The organism is bacterium (genome assembly GCA_013360215.1).
In the GTDB taxonomy this organism is placed as follows: domain Bacteria; phylum CLD3; class CLD3; order SB21; family SB21; genus JABWCP01.
On the sequence record JABWCP010000008.1, the window covers coordinates 130,265 to 148,563 of the forward strand.

Below are 18,299 nucleotides of genomic sequence, written 5' to 3' on the forward strand. Positions count from 1 at the left end.
ATTTACCGGATCGCGAGAAAAGGTTCCAAGGTTTGTAAGCGCTCGTCGTTTTTATAATATACCCGTTCTAAAAACAATCCCGACGGCGGCGCCGTGAGACGCGCCAGTGACGGCGACGTTTGACGAAAAAGGCCTGCGATATCGCCCGGCTTCATATTACCGCGCCCGACTTCCGCCAGTATTCCCGTTATCTGACGCACCATCTTCCACAAAAAATGAGAACCGACGACCCGTATCAAAATAAGATCACCCCGCGACTCGATGCGCAGTTCTTCCAGGTTCACTTTGGTTGAATCGGCCTCCCCGTCTTTGGCCGCAAAGTTTTTGAAATCTTTGAGCCCGACAAAAAAACGGGACGCCTCTTGCATCCGGGCAAGATCAAGTTCGTCTTTGATCCACCACACAAAACGTTTTCCGAACGCACTGCGACGACGGGAAATCTGATAGAGATAGCTCCGCGCGACGGCATCATGACGCGCGTGAAATGACCCCGGCGCTTTTTCGATTTGTTTGATGTGAATATCGTGCGGCAGACGATCATTGACCGCGAGGCGAAATTTATACGGATCCAGAACGGTCGTACAATCCAGGTGGGCCACTTGGTGCAGTGCATGCACGCCGCTGTCCGTTCGTCCCGCGCCCTGAAAATCAAAATTTTTGTTTCGCAGCTCTTCCGTGATCGCGTACATCAGCGTGCCCTGGACAGTATGTGTATCTTTCTGCACTTGCCAGCCGCTATACCGCGTGCCTTCGTATTCGAGCGTGAGTTTGTATCGGGGCATGATTTAAACAAGAAATTGCAAATCAATATCTATTGGATCGTGATTCGCATAAGGAAGGAATTCGGGACACGAAATTGTCATTAACCACTCAACTTGAAAAATAATAAAGATTTAAACTTGCTCGTGATATGCTGAGTTTGTCGAAGTATCACCACGCTAGACGCAATATCCGAGTTGTATGAAACCTCGGTTTCTATATCTCTATAATTTTTTGTTTAAAAAAAGAACTTCAGAAGGTTTCCAACCGGTCGCATTTCGGTCAGCGAGTTCAAGCCAACGTTTTATTCTTTTGTTAGGCGGAACAGATTCTTTCCAATACTCTACAAATAAAGCGTCTTCCATTGTTTTTGCGGCATTTATCATTTCATCTTCAATGTCTGATAACGCCCTGTGAATATACAATCCACCTCGAATACTGTCAGAAGCCATTGCAACACTTCCTGCTGAAAATAAATCTCTTGCTTGGGAAGCCAAAACACCGTGATAAGTTAATAAATACATAGCAACATCATTGTATTTATTTTTCACACGCGAACCCGCAACAATTTTCGGACACAATAAAGATGCTTCTGCTCTCAGCTTCCTTTTTTCTGATTGCGAAAGCTCCGTGTATAGTCTAACCTGAATAGGCAAAGTGTGTTCTTGTTCGGGTTTTTCTTCTATCCACCAAAGACGTTCGCCTTCTTTTAATCTTGCCTTTGCGTATTCTCTGATATAACGCATTTTCTTTTCAATTGGTAAAACAGAAAAGTCATCGTATGAAATTTTCATTTGCTCAAATAATGAAGATTTCGCGTCTATTTCTAATTCAAACCTCGGAACATGCGATGTCCTAACGTGAATTACGCACTCCTGATATGATTGCCATTTTACCTCCGGCAAACCACCCATTTTACCAAACACAACATAAATAAATACAACCTCTTTGTTTCGGAATGTTTCAAATACACTGTTAGCAACACTTCTCCAATTATCTTTTTCTGTGAATTTTACTTCTATTCCGTACTCTCCAACGGCAATATCGGGAAATGCATAAGGGTGCGGATTGTAATCTATTTCAACTTTACTATCTGTGATAAGAGTTTTAAGAATGTCTCTTACCCTATTCTCAAATACTTTTGACGAAGAAAATACATTTTTTTGCGCTTCGTACGTTAATTGTTGCGCCAATTTGTTAAGAATATCTTCAAATTCTTTTTTTTTCATCTTACAAAAGACAGTCTTTTACTGATTGCGCAATGTGCCAGGCCAATACAGGCGGGACAGCGTTTCCGATTTGTCGTTCAGTTTCTCTAAGTTTTGCTTCAAAGATAAAATTGTCCGGAAAAGACTGAATACGCGCGGCCTCTCTCATAGATAATCTACGTGGCAATGAATAGTGAAATTGAATATTCCCGTGACATTCAGCCCTAATTGTGAAAGCGGGCTTTGATGGCTCTAATCTTCTTCCGCCTTGCTCGCCGCTTTTTTTTGCTAAACTCCATATATGGTTAATCTGCTCATTTTCATTTACCTTTTCCAAATCGTGAATTGCGTCATAACTTGTAAGCCAATTTTCTTTTTGTCTAACTGTTTTAGGCGGGACAAACGACTTAACGTCTTTTGCCGTTCCAACAATAAAAACACGCTCTCTACTTTGTGGAACGCCATAATCCGCTGAATGATACAACTGATAACTTATATTATATCCTAACTCATTAAAATCGTGAAGAATCTTATTAAGTGATTCTCGTCGCGTCTTCATTAATAATCCTTTTACGTTTTCCGCAACAAATACTTTTGGATTCGTGAGTTTTATTGCTTCTATCATATAAGTATAAAGGCTACTTCTTTTTCCATTTACACCCAAACCTTTTCCGTTTATTGAAATGTCTTGGCAAGGAAAACCCCCAATTAAAACATCTGCTTGGGAAGGAAGTTTTCCTATATAATCACGAATATCTCCGCAATGAATATTACTGTCAATATTTCTTGAATAACTTTTACAAGCATACGGATTTAGTTCATTAGCCCATTTAATTTCAAATGGATTTTTATAATATTCATTTCCGAAAATTGAAAATCCGCCTATAAAACCCAAATCCATTCCTCCGCAACCAGAAAACAAAGAAACTATTGAAAATTTTTTTTTCTTTTTCAAAATACTTTGCGAAACCCTTCTTTGCATTGTTTTCAACTTAACGATTGTCGTTTCGTTAGCGGCAATCGTTAGAACGTCATTGTCCAACTCTGCATATTGTTCTCTTATTGCTGTTTTCTGCATATCAATTATGCCTTTGCTTTTTGTAATACTTCACTTTTTCTTCCGCAATTTTGAGAATGTCTTTTGTATAATCTTCTTCCATTATTTCATAAGCGACTTTATCGCTTAGGAAGGAAACAAGTAATGGCTTTGAATTAACGGAAAACAGTTCGGCTAATTTTTCAATTATTTCCTTGTTCGCGTTGCGTTCATTCCTTTCAATCTTTCCAAGAGTTGACGGATCAATATCGAGATGCGCCGCTACTTTTCGAAGAGGCAAACCGCTTTCTTCCCTTAGTTTTCTGATTGTGTCTCCAAAAGTTTCATTTTGCATCATAATCATGAATAGTATATAGAAAATTGATTCAGGACAAACAGTGTCCAAACATACGATGTCCTTAAAAAGGAATCAACAATTTTGTCTTTTTATAAAATATTTTTATTTAAAACCTAAAATTCGGAGAGTGAATGAGCTTGGTTGCCTCGCTTTTCTGTCTGTCAAATGTAACTTTGATGATGACTCATTCTATGGGCGCCCGTATCTCAATAGTCGAACACATTAAAACAAGAAAACGAAAAAAGGAAAGAAAAAATCCACCAACAATCCTGCTAATTATGGACAATCCTATTATCGAACAGCAGCTTGTTTAAACATTTTAAATCAACCCAATTTGTAGATTAAAAAACTCCGAGCCATGACCGGCTCGGAGTTGTAATATTAATTCAAAAAATCAGATCCGCGATCACATGCCGGTAATATTATATCCGCAGTCAACGTACATGATTTCACCGGTGATACCGCGCGAAAGCGGGCTGACCATAAACAGCGAAGCGTCGCCGACTTCGTCCACTTCCACATTGCGGCGGAGCGGCGCTTTTTGAGGCGTGATATCCAGTATTTTGGTAAATCCGGAAATGCCGCGTGCCGCTAGCGTATTGATCGGTCCTGCCGAAATCGCATTAACGCGGATATTGGACGGACCGAGATCGGCTGCCAGATATCGCACCGAGGCTTCGAGCGATGCTTTCGCTACGCCCATCACGTTATAACCGGGTATGACTTTTTCTGCGCCATAGTAGGTCAAGGCTACGATCGCACCGCCTTTTTCTTTCATCAGCGGCATCGCTTCGCGTGCCATACCGATCAATGAATACGCGCTGATGTCGTGGGCTACGCGAAATCCTTCGCGCGAAGTCGTACTAAACGGTTTTTCCAAATCGTCTTTCTGTGCGTAAGCAATGGAGTGCACTAAAAAATCTATATGCGGCATGTCTTTGCTGACGGCTTCAAACAACCGCTTGATATCGTCATCTTTGGTCACATCGCAATCATAAAGCAGATTACTTCCTAGTTCGGTTGCGATTTCTTCGACATTGCGCTTGAGGCGTTCACCCTGGTACGTAAAAGCCAGCTTGGCGCCTTCCCGTGCGAGGCTTTTGGCAATGGCATGGGCGATACTGCGCTTATTGGCAACGCCGCAAATCAATCCTTGTTTACCCTGCATCAGCATAATGATAGTACTCCTGATTGTTAGTGTAAAAACCGGCGGAAATATAGCCAAACGAAAATTGCATAACAACTAAAAGATTCCCGTCACCGGTCGGACGCCTCAAAACGGTACGGCACCGACGTATTTCAAAAATCCACACTGATCACGGTTCGGCTTTTGGGCACCTGACTTTTGAGAGCGCCCTGATGCATCACGCCGCATCCGAGCGCCGTTCCTTGCGACCGGACTACCACGCCGCCGGCCATACCGGGAAATTCACGGCGTATCGTCCCTGCTTCGACAAACGTTTCAATTTCCCTCGTATCGGTCAATTCGATAATATTACGGGAAATGTCGCGGCTAAAAAGTTGCGCCGCGTTGGTCGAAAGTTTCCACATATCGCCTTTACGGGTGCGTGCCAGACGCATCCCCACACGATGGGTAAAAAGCGCATTGAGCACCGATTCGCGACCGCGCCAATCTTCCGATGCGATGAATGTTTCATCGTCTTTGATGTGATAAACAAATTGATCCCAAAAGTTTTCATCAAAACCGAAAAGACCGGAAAAATATTTTCCCATGCCGCAGATTTCCGCATGCGAGGATCCATCCAGCGCATACATTTTTTTGTGTTCCGCTTGCGCCGTTTTACCGGTGCGCACTTCGATGGCCTCATCAAGCCTGAATTTGGCAAGGAAAAACCCTTCGGGATTGATCGCCGACGGCATCACGCGACGGGTCAGCGCTACGCGCGGGTCAAATGTCTTTTCCCCAAACGCCGTAATGCCCGGCAGCGCGGCTATACCCTCGGGCAGATCAAACGCTTCTAAATGCAAAGACGGATACCGTTTTAGTATCGTATCCACCAATCCTTCGTTTTCTTCTGCCGAAATCGTACAGGTCGAATAAACCAGCGTCCCGCCGGGGCGAAGGGCTTTGAGTCCGCTCACGACTAATTGTTCTTGTATAAACGCAAATTTATTCAGATGACGCAAATTGCTGACGGCGGATGGCGCTTTATGAATTACCCCCAGCGCCGAACACGGCGCGTCCACCAATACTTTCGTAAACGATCCGGGTACCAGATTTCCGATGCGCTCGCCCTGCATATTGACCATCGCGGTATTGATCACACCGAGACGATCCAGATTATGCGAAAGGGTTTTGATGCGTTTGTCGTCGCGATCATTGGCTACCATACAGCCGCCGTTTTTCATCATCTGCGCCATTTGTGTGGTTTTGGAACCGGGTGCAGCCGACACATCCAAAACAAAATCCGACGCCGTGGGATTTAACACTATCGGTGGCAACATCGAAGCGATACTTTGTATATAAAATAAGCCGAGGAAGTGTTCAATCGTTTTACTGATCCGCGCATCTTCGCCTTCCACCAGAAGTGCATCCGGCATGGACGGGATTTCCGTAAACCGAAAATTTTGTTGCGCAAGCCGATGGATGAAATCCGTTTTGTTGAACTTCAGCGTATTCACACGAAGCGCCGTACGTCGCTCAAAATCCAGGCCTTGCGAAAACGCGTCCGCGTATTCGCCGGGAAATAATTTAAGATATTCTTTTAACGCTTCCGGTATTTCGATCGGCATAAATAAAGTGTGTTAAACAGTGGATTGCAATCGGGCTAAATAACAACCTTTTGGCAATAGTGCAACGACGAATTGTAAAATCGCGTCGTGTGGGTGATCTCGCTATTTCATTTGCATGTGCTTATAACCAGAAGAGCGGGATTCTACCGTGCCACGAAATTCCTGCTCGCTAAGTCGCTGAGACGCAAAGACATAAAAATTAATATATCGAAAAAAACTTTTCCTCTTCCCTTTGCGACTTTGCGAGAACGAATGCGGCATACTACGGCGCAAAAAACGACATAAAAGGTTTCATAATTTACACAAACTTTAATAACAACGCGGAATTCAAGAACACTTTTGAAGTTGACTGTACCATTACGAGATATTTACATAACATAATCTTTGCCTTTGATCGTATGGCATCCTTAGATTGCGCGCAATCTACAAAGGATACTCATGTTTGCTGAAGTTGTTTTTGACCTCGCGATCGAAACACGTTTTACGTATAGCATTCCCGACGCATGGGAATCCGTCATTGTTCCCGGTTCGCGTGTACTGGCACCGTTTGGCCGCAAAAAAATCACCGGATATGTCGTAGCTTTATCCCGCCACAGCGAACGCGATCAGATATTTCCGATACACGAAGCATTGGACCCTCTGCCGGCTTTCTCCGAAGATCTTTTGAAGTTAGCGGAATGGATCGCGGAGTATTATATGGCACCGCTCGGCCAGGTGCTCGGCGCTATGCTCCCGCCGGGTATGGAGCGTCACGGCGAAAAACTGTATGTGCTCAAAGCGGCAATTACCGATTTTGAAATCAAAAGCCTCAACAAAAGTAAGCCGGTACAATCCAAAATTCTCAAAGCGCTTTACGTTTATAAAAAACTCACGTTGCGCCAATTGGTCAAAAAAGTCGGTGCGCGCAATTTGATTAAAAATTTGGACGAACTGTTGCGCTCGGCTGTCGTCGAAGAGCGGGATGTCATCAGCGATCAATTGGCTAATATACGAACGGATACCTGGGTTCGTCTCTCGCCGCTTCTGCTTGGCGACGAAGAGCGTTTTGTATGGGCTACAGACGAACTCAAAAAACGCGCTCCCAAACAAGCCGATATTTTATTCTACCTGGATGAAGCGACACGCCAGTCAGAAGATGAAGAGCCTTTTGCCCTACGCCAGGCCGAACTTCTGAAAATCACCGAGGCGCCGTATTCGGCGCTCATCGCATTGGAGAAAAAAAACTGGATCGAACGGATCGAACGCGAAGTGATCCGCGACCCGTATCAACGCGACTACCCCAGACCCAACGACGTCACACTCAACGATCATCAGGCGCAAGCTGTCACTGCGATTGCCGGCACATTACGGGAAAATAACTATTACACATGGTTACTCTACGGTGTGACGGGCAGCGGTAAAACGCAGGTTTATATTGAGAGCATTCGTCATACGCTGGCGCTCGGAAAAAATGCGATCGTGCTGGTACCCGAAATCGCACTGACCCCGCAAGCCGTAGAACGTTTCAAAGCGCATTTCGGCGATCAGGTCGCGGTACTCCACAGCCGTATGACGATGGGCGAACGATTTGACAGTTGGCGAAAGCTGCAGAGCGGACATTTTCGCATCGCCATCGGCGCACGTTCGGCCGTATTTGCACCGGTTCAGAATCTCGGATTGATCGTGGTTGATGAAGAGCACGAACACACATACAAACAACAGGATAATATCCCCCCGTATCATGCCCGCGATGCGGCGATCATGCGCGCTTCGTTTTGTAAAGCGACGGTGATCCTCGGTTCTGCCACGCCCAGCATCGAGTCCTACTATAACGCCACGACACAAAAATACGGCTTACTCAAGTTGCCCATTCGTATCAACGACGTCCCGATGCCGGAAGTGGAAGTTGTCAACATGCGGGAAGAATACGAAAAACATACGTCGGAGTGGCAGCCGATTCTCTCCCGCGCTTTACGCCAACGCATGAAGGAAGAATTGCAGCATCGTCGCCAGGCGATTCTTTTTCAAAACCGGCGCGGCTATTCGAGTTCCGTCGAATGTTTTGACTGCGGTCATGTCGCCGAATGCCCGCGATGCAGTATCGCTCTTACGTATCACATCACCGGCCACCGCTTACGATGCCACTATTGCGGATTTCATCAACCGATGTATTCGGTGTGCCCTCAATGCGACAGCCTGAATATTTTACAACAAGGTATCGGTACGCAAAAAGTTGAAGAGCAATTAAGGACATCCTTCCCCAATGCCGGCGTATTGCGGATGGACGTTGACAGCACGTCCGCCAAAGGTGCGCATCATCGCATTTTGGAGGAATTCAAAAATAAGAATGCGCTGATTTTATTGGGCACCCAGATGGTTACCAAAGGGTTGGATTTTGAAAACGTCACCGTCGTCGGTGTTATTTCGGCGGATACGAGTTTGTTGCTGCCGGATTTTCGCGCCGGCGAACGCACGTTTCAACTTCTCACGCAAGTTGCGGGGCGCGCCGGACGTAAAGATAAAATCGGATATGTGATCATACAAACCATGCACCCCGACCGCGCTGCGATCCGTCATGCTCGGCAGCATGATTTCATTTCGTTTTTCAACGAGGAAATTTCCATCCGTCATGATTTGCTCTACCCGCCGTTCGGCCGATTAGTGCTGATTCAGATCCGTTCGGAAGACGAACAAAAAGCTGTTGAACTATCGGGTGTCTTTAGCGATATTCTTGCAGGCGAAATTAAACGCTATCCCGATCTGGCTTCCGGCGTGGCTCAATTGGGCCCGACACCGGCACCCATCGTGAAAATTCGAAATTATTTTCGTTATCACATTTTATTGAAAGTGGACAAAGAAGCGGATCGGTCCGGTTCCCGTATCCGTTCTATTCTCCGGCATACGCGCAAACAAGTTATTTCCCGAATTCCATCCGGAGCCGAAATTCGCATTGATGCGGATCCGCTTTCGTTACTTTAATCCGATAAAGTTATGAGCAAACGATTTGAAGAAAAACGCGAAGCCTTTGAGATACTCAACAAGGAACTCAGTGATCTCATACCGCTGGAGCAGCGCGTTCAAAAAAAGGATAAATCGCCTCATGTGGTAGATCCGCACGCGCATCTGCCCAACGATCCCTCCAAAAGCGATGCGACCGGCGCCGTACCCAAAGAGTGGCTGGACGAACAAGCCGCGTTGCACGAAAAATATAAATTAGTCGAGCGCGTTTATAAGTTTTACCGCAACATCATACAGAATATGAGTTCGAGCATTATCTGTATGGATATGGCCGGCCACATCACCTTCCTCAACGCCAACGCCGCCAAAACACTGGAATATCAGGTCGAAGAATTGCTTGGTCATCCGATGACGGACATCGTCGCGGAACCCGGCCGTGAATCCAAGATCATTGATCGTATGCTCATCGGTAACAAACGTTTTGAAAGTAAAGAGGTCGGTCTGATTGCCAAGTCCGGCGCCGTTTTACCGATCGGATTCAGCACCGCGCCGCTCATCGAAAATCACGAACAAATCGGCGTGATTATTACGTTTCGTGATCTGACAGAAATGAATCTGATGCGCAAACAAGTCGAACGAATGGATCGTCTGGCGACTTTGGGTGAGTTGGCCACCGGTATTGCGCATGAAGTGCGCAACCCGCTCGGCGGCATCAAAACAGCGGCTCAGGTGCTCGAAGAGTCCTTCGAAGACAACGACCGCCGATTAGAATTGGTAAGCCGTATCGTGCGTGAGATTGATCGCGTCAACCACTTACTGACGGATTTTTTCAAATTTGCCAAACCCGTCAAACCGACCCGCGATCACTTTGATGTCGAATCGTTGATTGACGGCGTTTATCTTTTACTTGCGGCGCAAATGAATTCTAAAAAGATTCGATTTAAGGAAGATTTTTCCTCGACATTACCCAAAGTGTACGCCGATCCGCATCAGACTGAACAAGTATTGATGAACATCATTTTGAATGCCGTCCAAGCCATGCCGCAAGGGGGAGATATCATCGTACGTACATACACGACGACCGTCGGGGAAAGCAAAAGCATGATTCATCATACGGATGAATTTTTTGATAAAAACATTCCGTTTGTGGCGATCGAGATCAGCGATACGGGAGTCGGGATTCCGCAGGAAAATATCGAGAAAATATTCAATCCCTTTTATACCACCAAACCCGACGGCATGGGCCTCGGGTTGTCTATTTGCAATCGTTTACTCACCGAAAATAACGGAAATCTGCACGTGGAAAGCGCCGTCGGCAAAGGCACCAAGTTTGTCATCATGCTGCCGACGCGTTAAAACGCAGCATCGGTATGTGCGATTTTCGCATCCTATTAAAATCCGCTACCTCTCTGTAAAACACGATCAGATCATTGCGTATCGGGAGGTCGCTTGGCACACGCAATCCCGCATTCAATTTGACCAACCCTTTTTTCATCTGCAATTCATAACCGACCGCATTATTCCTGTCCAGATGATACAGCGCTACGGCGATATGGAGCACGCCTTGCAATAATCGCTTAAGCGTTTCCTCATTCGTATCGCGCCAAAGCGTCTCGAGCGTTTCATGGCAGATGTAGAATTGTTTACGGTTAAACTCTTCTACCGCACGGAGCCATAACGCATGCTGCTTGAGGGTTAGCGGGTTCAAACGGTGGCCGGCATATCGTGAATATACGCATTCATCATTTTGAGTTCGGCGTCTTTTTCTTCCAGATTGGTTTCAAGCAAATCGCGCACGGAGATCATACCGAGAAATTTTTCGCCTTCCACGACCGGCAAATGCCGCGAGTTAACGCGTTTCATACGTTCCATGCATACATCGTAAGATTCACCGGCGGAAGCGACGGCGACGTTTTTTGTCATCACTGTCTCGATGGTCAGCGCGCGCGGATCCAGCCCTTGCAACACAACGCGTTTGAGCAAATCGCGTTCGGAAAACACGCCCCGAAGTCGCATCGTGGCGGAGCTGTCAACGATACAAATCGCACCGATGTTTTTGGAAGCCATCAGTTGGATCACATCAAACACGTTGGTACCTAATGTCACGGAATACGGTTCGCGCCCGGAGATAATAGCACTTACGGTTTTCACGGCAACCTCCTTGGTTGGTTGCAAAAGACGGTTGTTTAAGAATAATGAGAAAGAAAGGCGGGTAAAATATAAACGCAAAAGCTGATGATGTCAATAAGCGCGCATCAATCTTCCGTACGGGGAAACTCCATGGCCAGAAGGATAAACGATATGCCCCAAAGCCCCATACCTTGAACGTACGGCGCACCAAAAGCAAGAATACTGCAACCGAGTAACCCGATCATTTCCGCAACGGCAAAAAGTAAAATTGAACGTTTGATCCGCTCCTGTTCGGCCGCTTTCGGATCATGCGAAAGTTCCGCGACGGTTATGTCTCTTTTTTGCCGAAGAAAAACAAAAGCCACGGCCGCACCGGCAGCGATGAACATAAAAATATAATGCATAGGAAAAGGCAATGAGGACAAACTCTCATTTTCTTTTTCACCCAAAGTCGGAAGAATCACCAGATGCACTACCGCCACAAAAACAAACAACGAAAATATCACTGCACCCCAAATGATACGCAGAATAGGGAGTTTGGTGTTGGGTGGGTTGATTTCACTCATGGTTATCTCCGTTACAACTTTTGTTGTTTTGATGCCGAATTATATACCCCTCCGCTTGTAGCATGGTAATGCATTGCTTTTGATGTTGTTTTATGTTTTCAACACTTTCCCGAGATTGATCTTTCCAGCAATCCGAGTATATTAAAAAAATAAATAGCCTGTCATAGTCGACAAGTTGTAACATCAGCTTCCGTTAGTCTTACGGCTTTTATTTTACGGGTTTGTCTATGCGCGCTGATTGTATTTTTTTAATCTTGTTTAGCAAAAAAAGTTTTAACTGCATACCCATCCATGGTTTTTTAATTACCCTGTGGACTTTTCATAATACCTATTGATTGAGGTTCAGTACTTGCAAAAGCGGATAATATAAAACTTTAGCAAACGTCTAAAAAATACTTGTTCTTAAGCTTGTGTTAAAGTCCGATATCAATTCTCAATTGCTTTAAATTTAATTCGGCAGAGTACAACTCGCCAACTAAATCGTTTGCTATAAATTTATATCTATCTTGATATTCCGTAAATGAGTTAATGACCTGAGAGTATTTCTTTGAGTCATTTGCAATTACATATAATCCAACATTTGAATAATCCATTAATGTTGCCATTCTGCCAACACCGCTCCAAACCCCCGTCGACAACTCAACTTCAAAAGCATATTCAGGAATATAATTATTACCTCTAGTTTTAAACCAAATGACATCAATTTGTCTTAATAAATCATAGTCTGAAAATTGTAACTCGGGACAAGTCTTAAGAGTTGAAACTTCTTCAAGATTCTTGTCGTTAAATTTTCTGGATTTATCTGGGCAAAATGTCTGGTACCCCCTTATATTTCCGATTTCTAATAAGCGGCCTTGTAATACCGAATGCAAACTTTCCTCAACAGTTTTAGGCTTCTCATTTTCATCAAACTTTGGTGGTGATAGAAGTAGATCCCAATTATTGATGAAAGTTTTACATTCAAGCCTATTAGACCTCCCCGATAATACTATATTCAGGTCTTGGTCAATGTTGATTTTATATTCTCCATTTCTATCGTGACTAATTTGGTGAAGGTGATTGAAAAGTAATTTTGCAGGAATAATAACTATTCTTTCTATTGAGCCACAAATAAAAGCAATGAATGGGTTTTCTAGATTAGCTATTTCTTCAACTGTTATATAGTTAATTCCAAAAAAATATCGCTTATTACCATCTGAAGATGCCCTTACTAAAACATTCGCGTCTCCAATCTTGTACGTCCTTGATTTCAAAACTTTAATTAATTCAACATTTGCATTAAACTGCTTTGCCATTCTTAAAAATGAATTCGCCAATAAGTCTGATGGAGAAATCTTTTTACCCATTATTGCTTTTATCCATTATTTCTAAGAAAACACCGTAATATATGTATCTTAAATTTTCACCTGCACCAAACTCAAGAAGTTTTTTCGCTTTTGTGTACTCTTCTTCGTTCATTTCCCTACCTAAATAATGAAGCGCTTCTTCACGCAAATCTTCTTTTGTAATTCTAAATAGAACTTCGTTATCTGCTTCCATAAAAATTTCAGTGATTTCGAGATTTTGTGATTTCGAGATTTTGTGATTTTGTGATTTCGAATCAAACACTAACCAAATCGTACTTCATGAGTTTACTATTCGATATAAGCGAATTAAACAATGAAACGTCTATACCGACAGCATGCATGCCTTGCTCCGAGCTTTGAACAAGTGTTGTCCCACTACCGCAAAACGGATCAAGAATCACATCGCCTTCCTTGAAGTAAGTTCGCTTTTTGAAATTATCCGTATGTTTGTCAATAAAGTATTCTACAAGTTGCGGTATAAATTTTCCTTTATAGGGATGCAACCTGTGAACGTGTTTAGTCGTTTCTGATTCTTTGTATTGATCAAATGATAATGCCCAATTTAGATCGGAACCCAAATGATTTTTCCATGAATTTTCGCGATTCCTTTTAAATTCACTATAATAGCTTATAAGTTCTTCCCGAGAAATAAGCGTAGATCCGTTTTCACCGATTTTTTTTATACGCCCGTATTGAATCAAATAAGCGATATTAGATGTAGATACATCCTTTCCTGTATACTCTGTAGCCCAATGACTAGCTTCTTTTATTGTAAACAATTTATCTTTCATACATGTCCGTTTATTTGCCACTACCTTACTTTATATTCGCGTTGTTCGGTACGCTTCTGATCTTTTTTCGCTATGGCTTCACGTTTATCGTACAGTTTTTTTCCGCGTGCTACGGCAAGCTGGACTTTGATGCGGTTACGCTCGTTGAAATAAACCGACAGCGGTACCAGTGTCATGCCCTTTTCCTGGACTTGCCGTTCGAGTTTACGAATCTGCACCCGATGCAAAAGTAGTTTACGCGGACGGTATTCTTCATGATTATTGTAGTTGGCTTGTTTGTATTCGGGAATGTGCATGTGATATAATATGACTTCACCGTTTTCGATGCGCGCATGGCAGTCCTGAATATTGATTTTACCTTCCCGTAAAACCTTGACCTCACTCCCGGTCAGCGCAATACCTGCTTCCAGTGTATCAATAATTTCAAATTCAAATCGCGCTTTGCGATTGGTCGCAATAGATTTGTATTCGTATTTCTTTTTTTCCGTTGCCGTCGCCATAGATTATTCGATCCGTTCTTTGACGGGCACTTCCTTCTGACGGTTAAAATTATGAACGAGCATTTCGCCGATCAGACCGGTGGATATGATCTGAAATCCGATCATAATCAGAAGAATGCCCAAAAATAAAATCGGACGCTGACCTATGGGCGTACCCAAAAACCAATCAAGCGACAAATAACCGCAAATGCCGAGCCCGGCTAAAAGTGATAGCGATCCAAAAAAACCAAAAAAATGCAAAGGGCGTTTGACGTAGCGCGTCAAAAATACGACCGTGATCAGATCGAGAAATCCTTTGAGAAAACGTGATAATCCGAACTTGCTTTGACCATATTTGCGCGGATGATGATGCACGACGATTTCCGTGATGCGACGATAACCTTCCCATTTTGCCAAAACCGGTATGTAACGGTGCAATTCGCCGTACAAATTGACATCCTTGACCACTTCGCGCCGATATGCCTTGAGGCCACAGTTGAAATCATGCAAACGAATTCCACTCATCACGCGGGTCACAAAATTAAAAAAACGCGACGGAATGGTTTTGGAAACCGGATCATGACGCACCTTTTTCCAACCGGAAACTAAATCGTTCCCGTCCTGAAGTTTATTAACCAGATGAGGTATTTCTTCCGGATCATCCTGCAGATCGGCATCCATCGTGATCACATACGTACCCGTCGCCATTTTGAACCCCTCGGACAAAGCCGTAGATTTTCCGAAGTTTTTTCTAAATCGCAATGCTTTGACGGCGGCGTACTGTTGTTTGAGTTTTTGAATCACGGTATACGAATTATCCGTGCTGCCGTCATCGACGAAAATGATTTCATACACCACACCCATGCGGGTCGCGACGGTATGAATTTTTTCCGTGAGTTCGGGCAAAGATTCTTCTTCATTAAATAGCGGTATGACAACGCTAATGGAATAGTTGGAATCGGTCACGCGGGTATCCTGTTATTGCATCTCCACGATATCTATGTCGCGGGGATATTTGATTTTAAATATACTGCTGTTAAAAGATTCATTGACCGTACGCATATCAAAAAACAAGCTCAAAAGATCTTGTTCACGCGGTCGCACGAGACGAACGTACTTAGGAAAATATCGCCCGTCAATTTTTTGAAACCGCGAAAATTCGCGCTCGACGGATACATCGCCGGTCGAATCGTAATCCACGATACGGCTGACGGCAAATTGGGCGTACGGATCAAACCATATTTTACGATGGCCTTCGCCGGTAGTAAACTGCATAACAAAATAAGTATCATCCGCCGAAAATTCGCGCAGACGCACCAGCTCGGATTCCGGCACGCGCGGTAATCCGACCAAAAGCTCAACAAGTTCCTCATAATTGACATTGTAATCAAACGTGCGCCGAATCGCCGACGCACTGGTTTTGCCGATAATGACTTGTTTGTTGATAATATTATACACCACAAACGATTCCCGATTGAGCGACGCCTTGACGCCGTCTATACCGAGCATGCCTTCGATTTTGATATACACCGAATCCGGTAAACGAATAGCGATCTGCGCCGTAAACTGTCCGCCGCTCTTGGGCGATTCGACATTCATCGTAGCCACCGATTTGATATGACGAATCTTAGCCGCATTTTCATTGCATCGGCGAAGAACTTCCAACGGATTGACGGACGTAATATCCACAGGTTGGCGAATCACTTCTTTGGGTGCGCCGCATCCGCTAAATAGGATCAAAGCTATTAAACCAAAGAAAACCAAAAAAAATGTACGATGATGTTCAGTGCGATAGTGCATTTATTTTTTCCGTGAGCATAGAATTATCAGGATTGATCGTAAGCGCTTTTTGAAAAGCCGATAACGCGTCTTTGGTATTTCCCAATTTATGATGAATTTCGCCCAGATGCGTCCATACTTCTTCACTGTTGGGATGAACTGCAACAGCGCGCTGCGTATAGATAAGCGCTTGGGCATACTCTTCTTGTTGAAACAAAACCCAACCCATCGTGTCCAAATAATGACCGTTGTCGGGCGCTTTTTTGAGCGCTTTTTCGATCATTTGCCGCGCTTTCTCCAACCGGGTTCTGCGTTCAGCCAAACTGTAACTGTAATTATTAAGTATCACTTCGTTGTTCGGTTCAAAAACAAGAATGCGTTCGAATACGCTATCCGATTGAGTGAACCGCTTTTGATTCTGATAAATCGGCGCCAGAAGATTCATCGTCAGTAAATCGCGGCCATTGATCATGGATGCGCGCTCCAGTACATCCAACGCTTCGACGGAACGTTTGAGCTGCACCAAGGCAAAACCTAACGAGCGAAGAAAATCAAAATTATTAGGCTGCAGCCGGTCCGCATGACGAAAAGCGCGTACGGCTTTTTCATAATTACCGCTCTGGATAGACAGCAGTCCGACACTGGCATGCACCTGGAGATTGTCTTCTTGAAGCTCGGCAAGCGATTCGTAAATTTCGATCGCTTTAGGAATTTCTTTATTAAAACGGTATGCCATGGCCAGCGCCGATAGTATTTCCGTATTATTGGGATCGCTGCTGCGTGCCCTGTGATATACATCCACGGCCTTATCGTACGCACGGGAGCGCATGTAGATTTCACCCAGTTTCAATGAAAGCAGCGTATTCGCGCCGATAACGTCCAGCAACCTTGCGTAATGTACCGCCGCTTCTTTGGCTTTGCCTTGCACTTCGTATATCGTGATGAGCCGGTAATGCGCATCAATATTCGATGGATACCTCCGGCTCAGCAGTTCTAATGTTTGAATGGCTTTATCAAAATTATGCTGACGGATATGAATGTCCGCCAAAACTTCCAGTGCATCCGGATTAAAAGGATCTTTGATCAGCACGCGCTGAACAAGTACTAGCGCTTCATCGTAACGCCCGAGTTCCAAATAATCTTCCGCCAGCGCGTTGGATACGGGTAATGCATTGCTGTCGCTGAGAAGAGCAAAGCGGTAGTGCATTTCGGCTTCGCCAAATTCGCCGGACATATCGGCAATCAATGCATCCACTAAATGCTGAACGGCCACCGGCTTGTATGCATCGTAACGCGAATCCTGTGTACCGATCTGCGAATGCATACGCGAACCACAACTCCAAAGGAGCGGCAAAATCAAAAGAAAGACAGATGTCTTATAAATACGGTGTCGCATAAAAACAGATCGTGTTATAAACAAATACATTGGTCGGAATTTTTTCAGGCTACAATCAGATCGTCCGGTACTTCGATTTCCATTTCAAGTAAACCCATACCGTGGGTTTTGCCCTGAGCATCGGTTTTAAGGCTTTCCGTACCGCCACCGCCGAGCGAATCATGAATGATGAAATTAAGCGCTAAAAGATTGGGCACTTCATAACGATCCACCGGGCCATTGGCGATTTTAGAAAAATGCCGACGTACGGCCTCGGGTGTCACCTGTGCACACAAGATAGGATAATATTCTTGTTTGTAAGCGATAAGTCCGACATTGGAACTGTCTCCTTTATCGCCGCTGCGCGCATGCGCTATTTTTTTGAGCTGTATTTTTTTCAAACTGCTTCCTCGTCCTCTTCTTCGAGCGTATAGTTGCCGTCTTTGTCTTTGATCAGAATTTTGAGTTTTTGCTCCGCCGTATTGAGTTTCGCCTGGCAAAACTCTACCAATTTCATCCCGCGCTCAAACTTCACCAACGTTTCATCCAAAGGGACATCACCGTGTTCCAATGCGTCCACGATCGTTTCAAGTTCTTTGAGCGAGGTCTCAAACGTGGTCTCGGATGATTCTTCGTTTTGTTTCTTTTTACTCATAGGTATCACCTTACAAATCGCCATTATAATAATCATTCCCATCATCGTTTGCAACGATGTTCAATGAATAACGGGACACAATGAGTCCTCTTAACCCTCCGGTTTTTGAATTAAAAAAGTAATTCA

Annotated in this window: 20 protein-coding genes; 2 read left to right on the forward strand and 18 right to left on the reverse strand. The window is 44.3% G+C overall.

What is annotated here, in order from left to right; genetic code table 11:
- Nucleotides 1-2: 2 nt before the first annotated feature.
- The 6 genes from truA to HUU58_07655 form a co-directional block, all read right to left on the reverse strand.
- Nucleotides 3-782, reverse strand: coding sequence for a tRNA pseudouridine(38-40) synthase TruA (gene truA, locus HUU58_07630; protein NUN45539.1), 780 nt, complete (start codon nt 780-782; stop codon nt 3-5).
- Between the two features lie 201 nt (nt 783-983).
- A complete protein-coding gene (locus HUU58_07635; protein ID NUN45540.1) occupies nt 984-1,988 on the reverse strand; it encodes a restriction endonuclease in 1,005 nt (334 codons plus the stop codon).
- A 1-nt stretch (nt 1,989) separates the two neighbouring features.
- A complete protein-coding gene (locus tag HUU58_07640) occupies nt 1,990-3,045 on the reverse strand; it encodes a DNA cytosine methyltransferase (protein ID NUN45541.1) in 1,056 nt (351 codons plus the stop codon).
- Nucleotide 3,046: 1 nt separating this feature from the next.
- Nucleotides 3,047-3,358, reverse strand: a complete 312-nt coding sequence (locus tag HUU58_07645; GenBank protein ID NUN45542.1) for a helix-turn-helix transcriptional regulator — start codon at nt 3,356-3,358, stop codon at nt 3,047-3,049.
- A gap of 409 nt (nt 3,359-3,767) precedes the next feature.
- Nucleotides 3,768-4,538 carry an enoyl-ACP reductase gene (locus HUU58_07650; protein ID NUN45543.1) on the reverse strand — a complete coding sequence of 257 codons (771 nt, stop codon included), beginning with the start codon at nt 4,536-4,538 and terminating at the stop codon, nt 3,768-3,770.
- Between the two features lie 122 nt (nt 4,539-4,660).
- Nucleotides 4,661-6,115, reverse strand: coding sequence for an NOL1/NOP2/sun family putative RNA methylase (locus HUU58_07655; GenBank protein NUN45544.1), 1,455 nt, complete (start codon nt 6,113-6,115; stop codon nt 4,661-4,663).
- A 438-nt stretch (nt 6,116-6,553) separates the two neighbouring features.
- On the opposite strand from HUU58_07655, the gene priA reads away from it, so the two are divergent.
- The gene (gene priA, locus HUU58_07660; GenBank protein NUN45545.1) at nt 6,554-9,073 is read left to right on the forward strand and encodes a primosomal protein N'; all 2,520 of its coding nucleotides are present in this window, start codon (nt 6,554-6,556) and stop codon (nt 9,071-9,073) included.
- A 12-nt stretch (nt 9,074-9,085) separates the two neighbouring features.
- Nucleotides 9,086-10,408 carry a PAS domain S-box protein gene (locus tag HUU58_07665; protein NUN45546.1) on the forward strand — a complete coding sequence of 441 codons (1,323 nt, stop codon included), beginning with the start codon at nt 9,086-9,088 and terminating at the stop codon, nt 10,406-10,408.
- Here HUU58_07665 and HUU58_07670 read toward each other — a convergent pair.
- The 12 genes from HUU58_07670 to xseB all read right to left on the reverse strand — a co-directional run bounded on the left by HUU58_07670 (nt 10,389) and on the right by xseB (nt 18,173).
- A complete protein-coding gene (locus tag HUU58_07670; GenBank protein NUN45547.1) occupies nt 10,389-10,760 on the reverse strand; it encodes a DUF309 domain-containing protein in 372 nt (123 codons plus the stop codon). The two genes, HUU58_07665 and HUU58_07670, sit on opposite strands and share 20 nt — an antisense overlap.
- Nucleotides 10,757-11,203, reverse strand: a complete 447-nt coding sequence (locus HUU58_07675) for a CBS domain-containing protein (protein NUN45548.1) — start codon at nt 11,201-11,203, stop codon at nt 10,757-10,759. Before HUU58_07675 ends, HUU58_07670 begins: the two co-directional genes overlap by 4 nt.
- Nucleotides 11,204-11,307: 104 nt before the next feature.
- Nucleotides 11,308-11,748 (reverse strand): hypothetical protein, encoded by a 441-nt coding sequence (locus HUU58_07680; GenBank protein NUN45549.1) that lies wholly within the window; start codon nt 11,746-11,748, stop codon nt 11,308-11,310.
- A 413-nt stretch (nt 11,749-12,161) separates the two neighbouring features.
- Nucleotides 12,162-13,094, reverse strand: coding sequence for a hypothetical protein (locus tag HUU58_07685; GenBank protein ID NUN45550.1), 933 nt, complete (start codon nt 13,092-13,094; stop codon nt 12,162-12,164).
- Nucleotides 13,087-13,287: a hypothetical protein gene (locus HUU58_07690; GenBank protein NUN45551.1), complete on the reverse strand. Its 201-nt coding sequence runs from the start codon at nt 13,285-13,287 to the stop codon at nt 13,087-13,089. Before HUU58_07690 ends, HUU58_07685 begins: the two co-directional genes overlap by 8 nt.
- Before the next feature lie 61 nt (nt 13,288-13,348).
- Nucleotides 13,349-13,885, reverse strand: a complete 537-nt coding sequence (locus HUU58_07695; GenBank protein NUN45552.1) for a hypothetical protein — start codon at nt 13,883-13,885, stop codon at nt 13,349-13,351.
- Between the two features lie 20 nt (nt 13,886-13,905).
- A complete protein-coding gene (smpB, locus tag HUU58_07700; protein NUN45553.1) occupies nt 13,906-14,385 on the reverse strand; it encodes an SsrA-binding protein SmpB in 480 nt (159 codons plus the stop codon).
- A gap of 3 nt (nt 14,386-14,388) precedes the next feature.
- Nucleotides 14,389-15,330, reverse strand: a complete 942-nt coding sequence (locus HUU58_07705) for a glycosyltransferase family 2 protein (protein ID NUN45554.1) — start codon at nt 15,328-15,330, stop codon at nt 14,389-14,391.
- 12 nt (nt 15,331-15,342) lie between these two features.
- A complete protein-coding gene (locus HUU58_07710) occupies nt 15,343-16,164 on the reverse strand; it encodes a DUF4292 domain-containing protein (GenBank protein NUN45555.1) in 822 nt (273 codons plus the stop codon).
- Nucleotides 16,148-17,539: a tetratricopeptide repeat protein gene (locus HUU58_07715; GenBank protein NUN45556.1), complete on the reverse strand. Its 1,392-nt coding sequence runs from the start codon at nt 17,537-17,539 to the stop codon at nt 16,148-16,150. The genes HUU58_07710 and HUU58_07715 overlap by 17 nt, the downstream gene beginning before the upstream one ends.
- A gap of 44 nt (nt 17,540-17,583) precedes the next feature.
- The gene (locus HUU58_07720) at nt 17,584-17,919 is read right to left on the reverse strand and encodes a hypothetical protein (GenBank protein NUN45557.1); all 336 of its coding nucleotides are present in this window, start codon (nt 17,917-17,919) and stop codon (nt 17,584-17,586) included.
- Entirely contained in the window at nt 17,916-18,173 is a 258-nt protein-coding gene (gene xseB / locus HUU58_07725) for an exodeoxyribonuclease VII small subunit (protein NUN45558.1), read from the reverse strand. Before xseB ends, HUU58_07720 begins: the two co-directional genes overlap by 4 nt.
- Nucleotides 18,174-18,299 lie beyond the last annotated feature (126 nt).

Excerpts from the sequence above, each read along its gene's own strand:
- HUU58_07645 (NUN45542.1), bottom strand. The coding sequence starts at position 3,358 with ATGCAAAATGAAACTTTTGGAGACACAATCAGAAAACTAAGGGAAGAA.
- smpB (NUN45553.1), bottom strand. The coding sequence starts at position 14,385 with ATGGCGACGGCAACGGAAAAAAAGAAATACGAATACAAATCTATTGCG.
- HUU58_07665 (NUN45546.1), top strand. The coding sequence starts at position 9,086 with ATGAGCAAACGATTTGAAGAAAAACGCGAAGCCTTTGAGATACTCAAC.
- HUU58_07655 (NUN45544.1), bottom strand. The coding sequence starts at position 6,115 with ATGCCGATCGAAATACCGGAAGCGTTAAAAGAATATCTTAAATTATTT.
- HUU58_07710 (NUN45555.1), bottom strand. The coding sequence starts at position 16,164 with ATGCACTATCGCACTGAACATCATCGTACATTTTTTTTGGTTTTCTTT.
- HUU58_07680 (NUN45549.1), bottom strand. The coding sequence starts at position 11,748 with ATGAGTGAAATCAACCCACCCAACACCAAACTCCCTATTCTGCGTATC.
- HUU58_07690 (NUN45551.1), bottom strand. The coding sequence starts at position 13,287 with ATGGAAGCAGATAACGAAGTTCTATTTAGAATTACAAAAGAAGATTTG.
- xseB (NUN45558.1), bottom strand. The coding sequence starts at position 18,173 with ATGAGTAAAAAGAAACAAAACGAAGAATCATCCGAGACCACGTTTGAG.
- HUU58_07695 (NUN45552.1), bottom strand. The coding sequence starts at position 13,885 with ATGAAAGATAAATTGTTTACAATAAAAGAAGCTAGTCATTGGGCTACA.
- HUU58_07640 (NUN45541.1), bottom strand. The coding sequence starts at position 3,045 with ATGCAGAAAACAGCAATAAGAGAACAATATGCAGAGTTGGACAATGAC.
- priA (NUN45545.1), top strand. The coding sequence starts at position 6,554 with ATGTTTGCTGAAGTTGTTTTTGACCTCGCGATCGAAACACGTTTTACG.
- truA (NUN45539.1), bottom strand. The coding sequence starts at position 782 with ATGCCCCGATACAAACTCACGCTCGAATACGAAGGCACGCGGTATAGC.
- HUU58_07685 (NUN45550.1), bottom strand. The coding sequence starts at position 13,094 with ATGGGTAAAAAGATTTCTCCATCAGACTTATTGGCGAATTCATTTTTA.
- HUU58_07715 (NUN45556.1), bottom strand. The coding sequence starts at position 17,539 with ATGCGACACCGTATTTATAAGACATCTGTCTTTCTTTTGATTTTGCCG.
- HUU58_07635 (NUN45540.1), bottom strand. The coding sequence starts at position 1,988 with ATGAAAAAAAAAGAATTTGAAGATATTCTTAACAAATTGGCGCAACAA.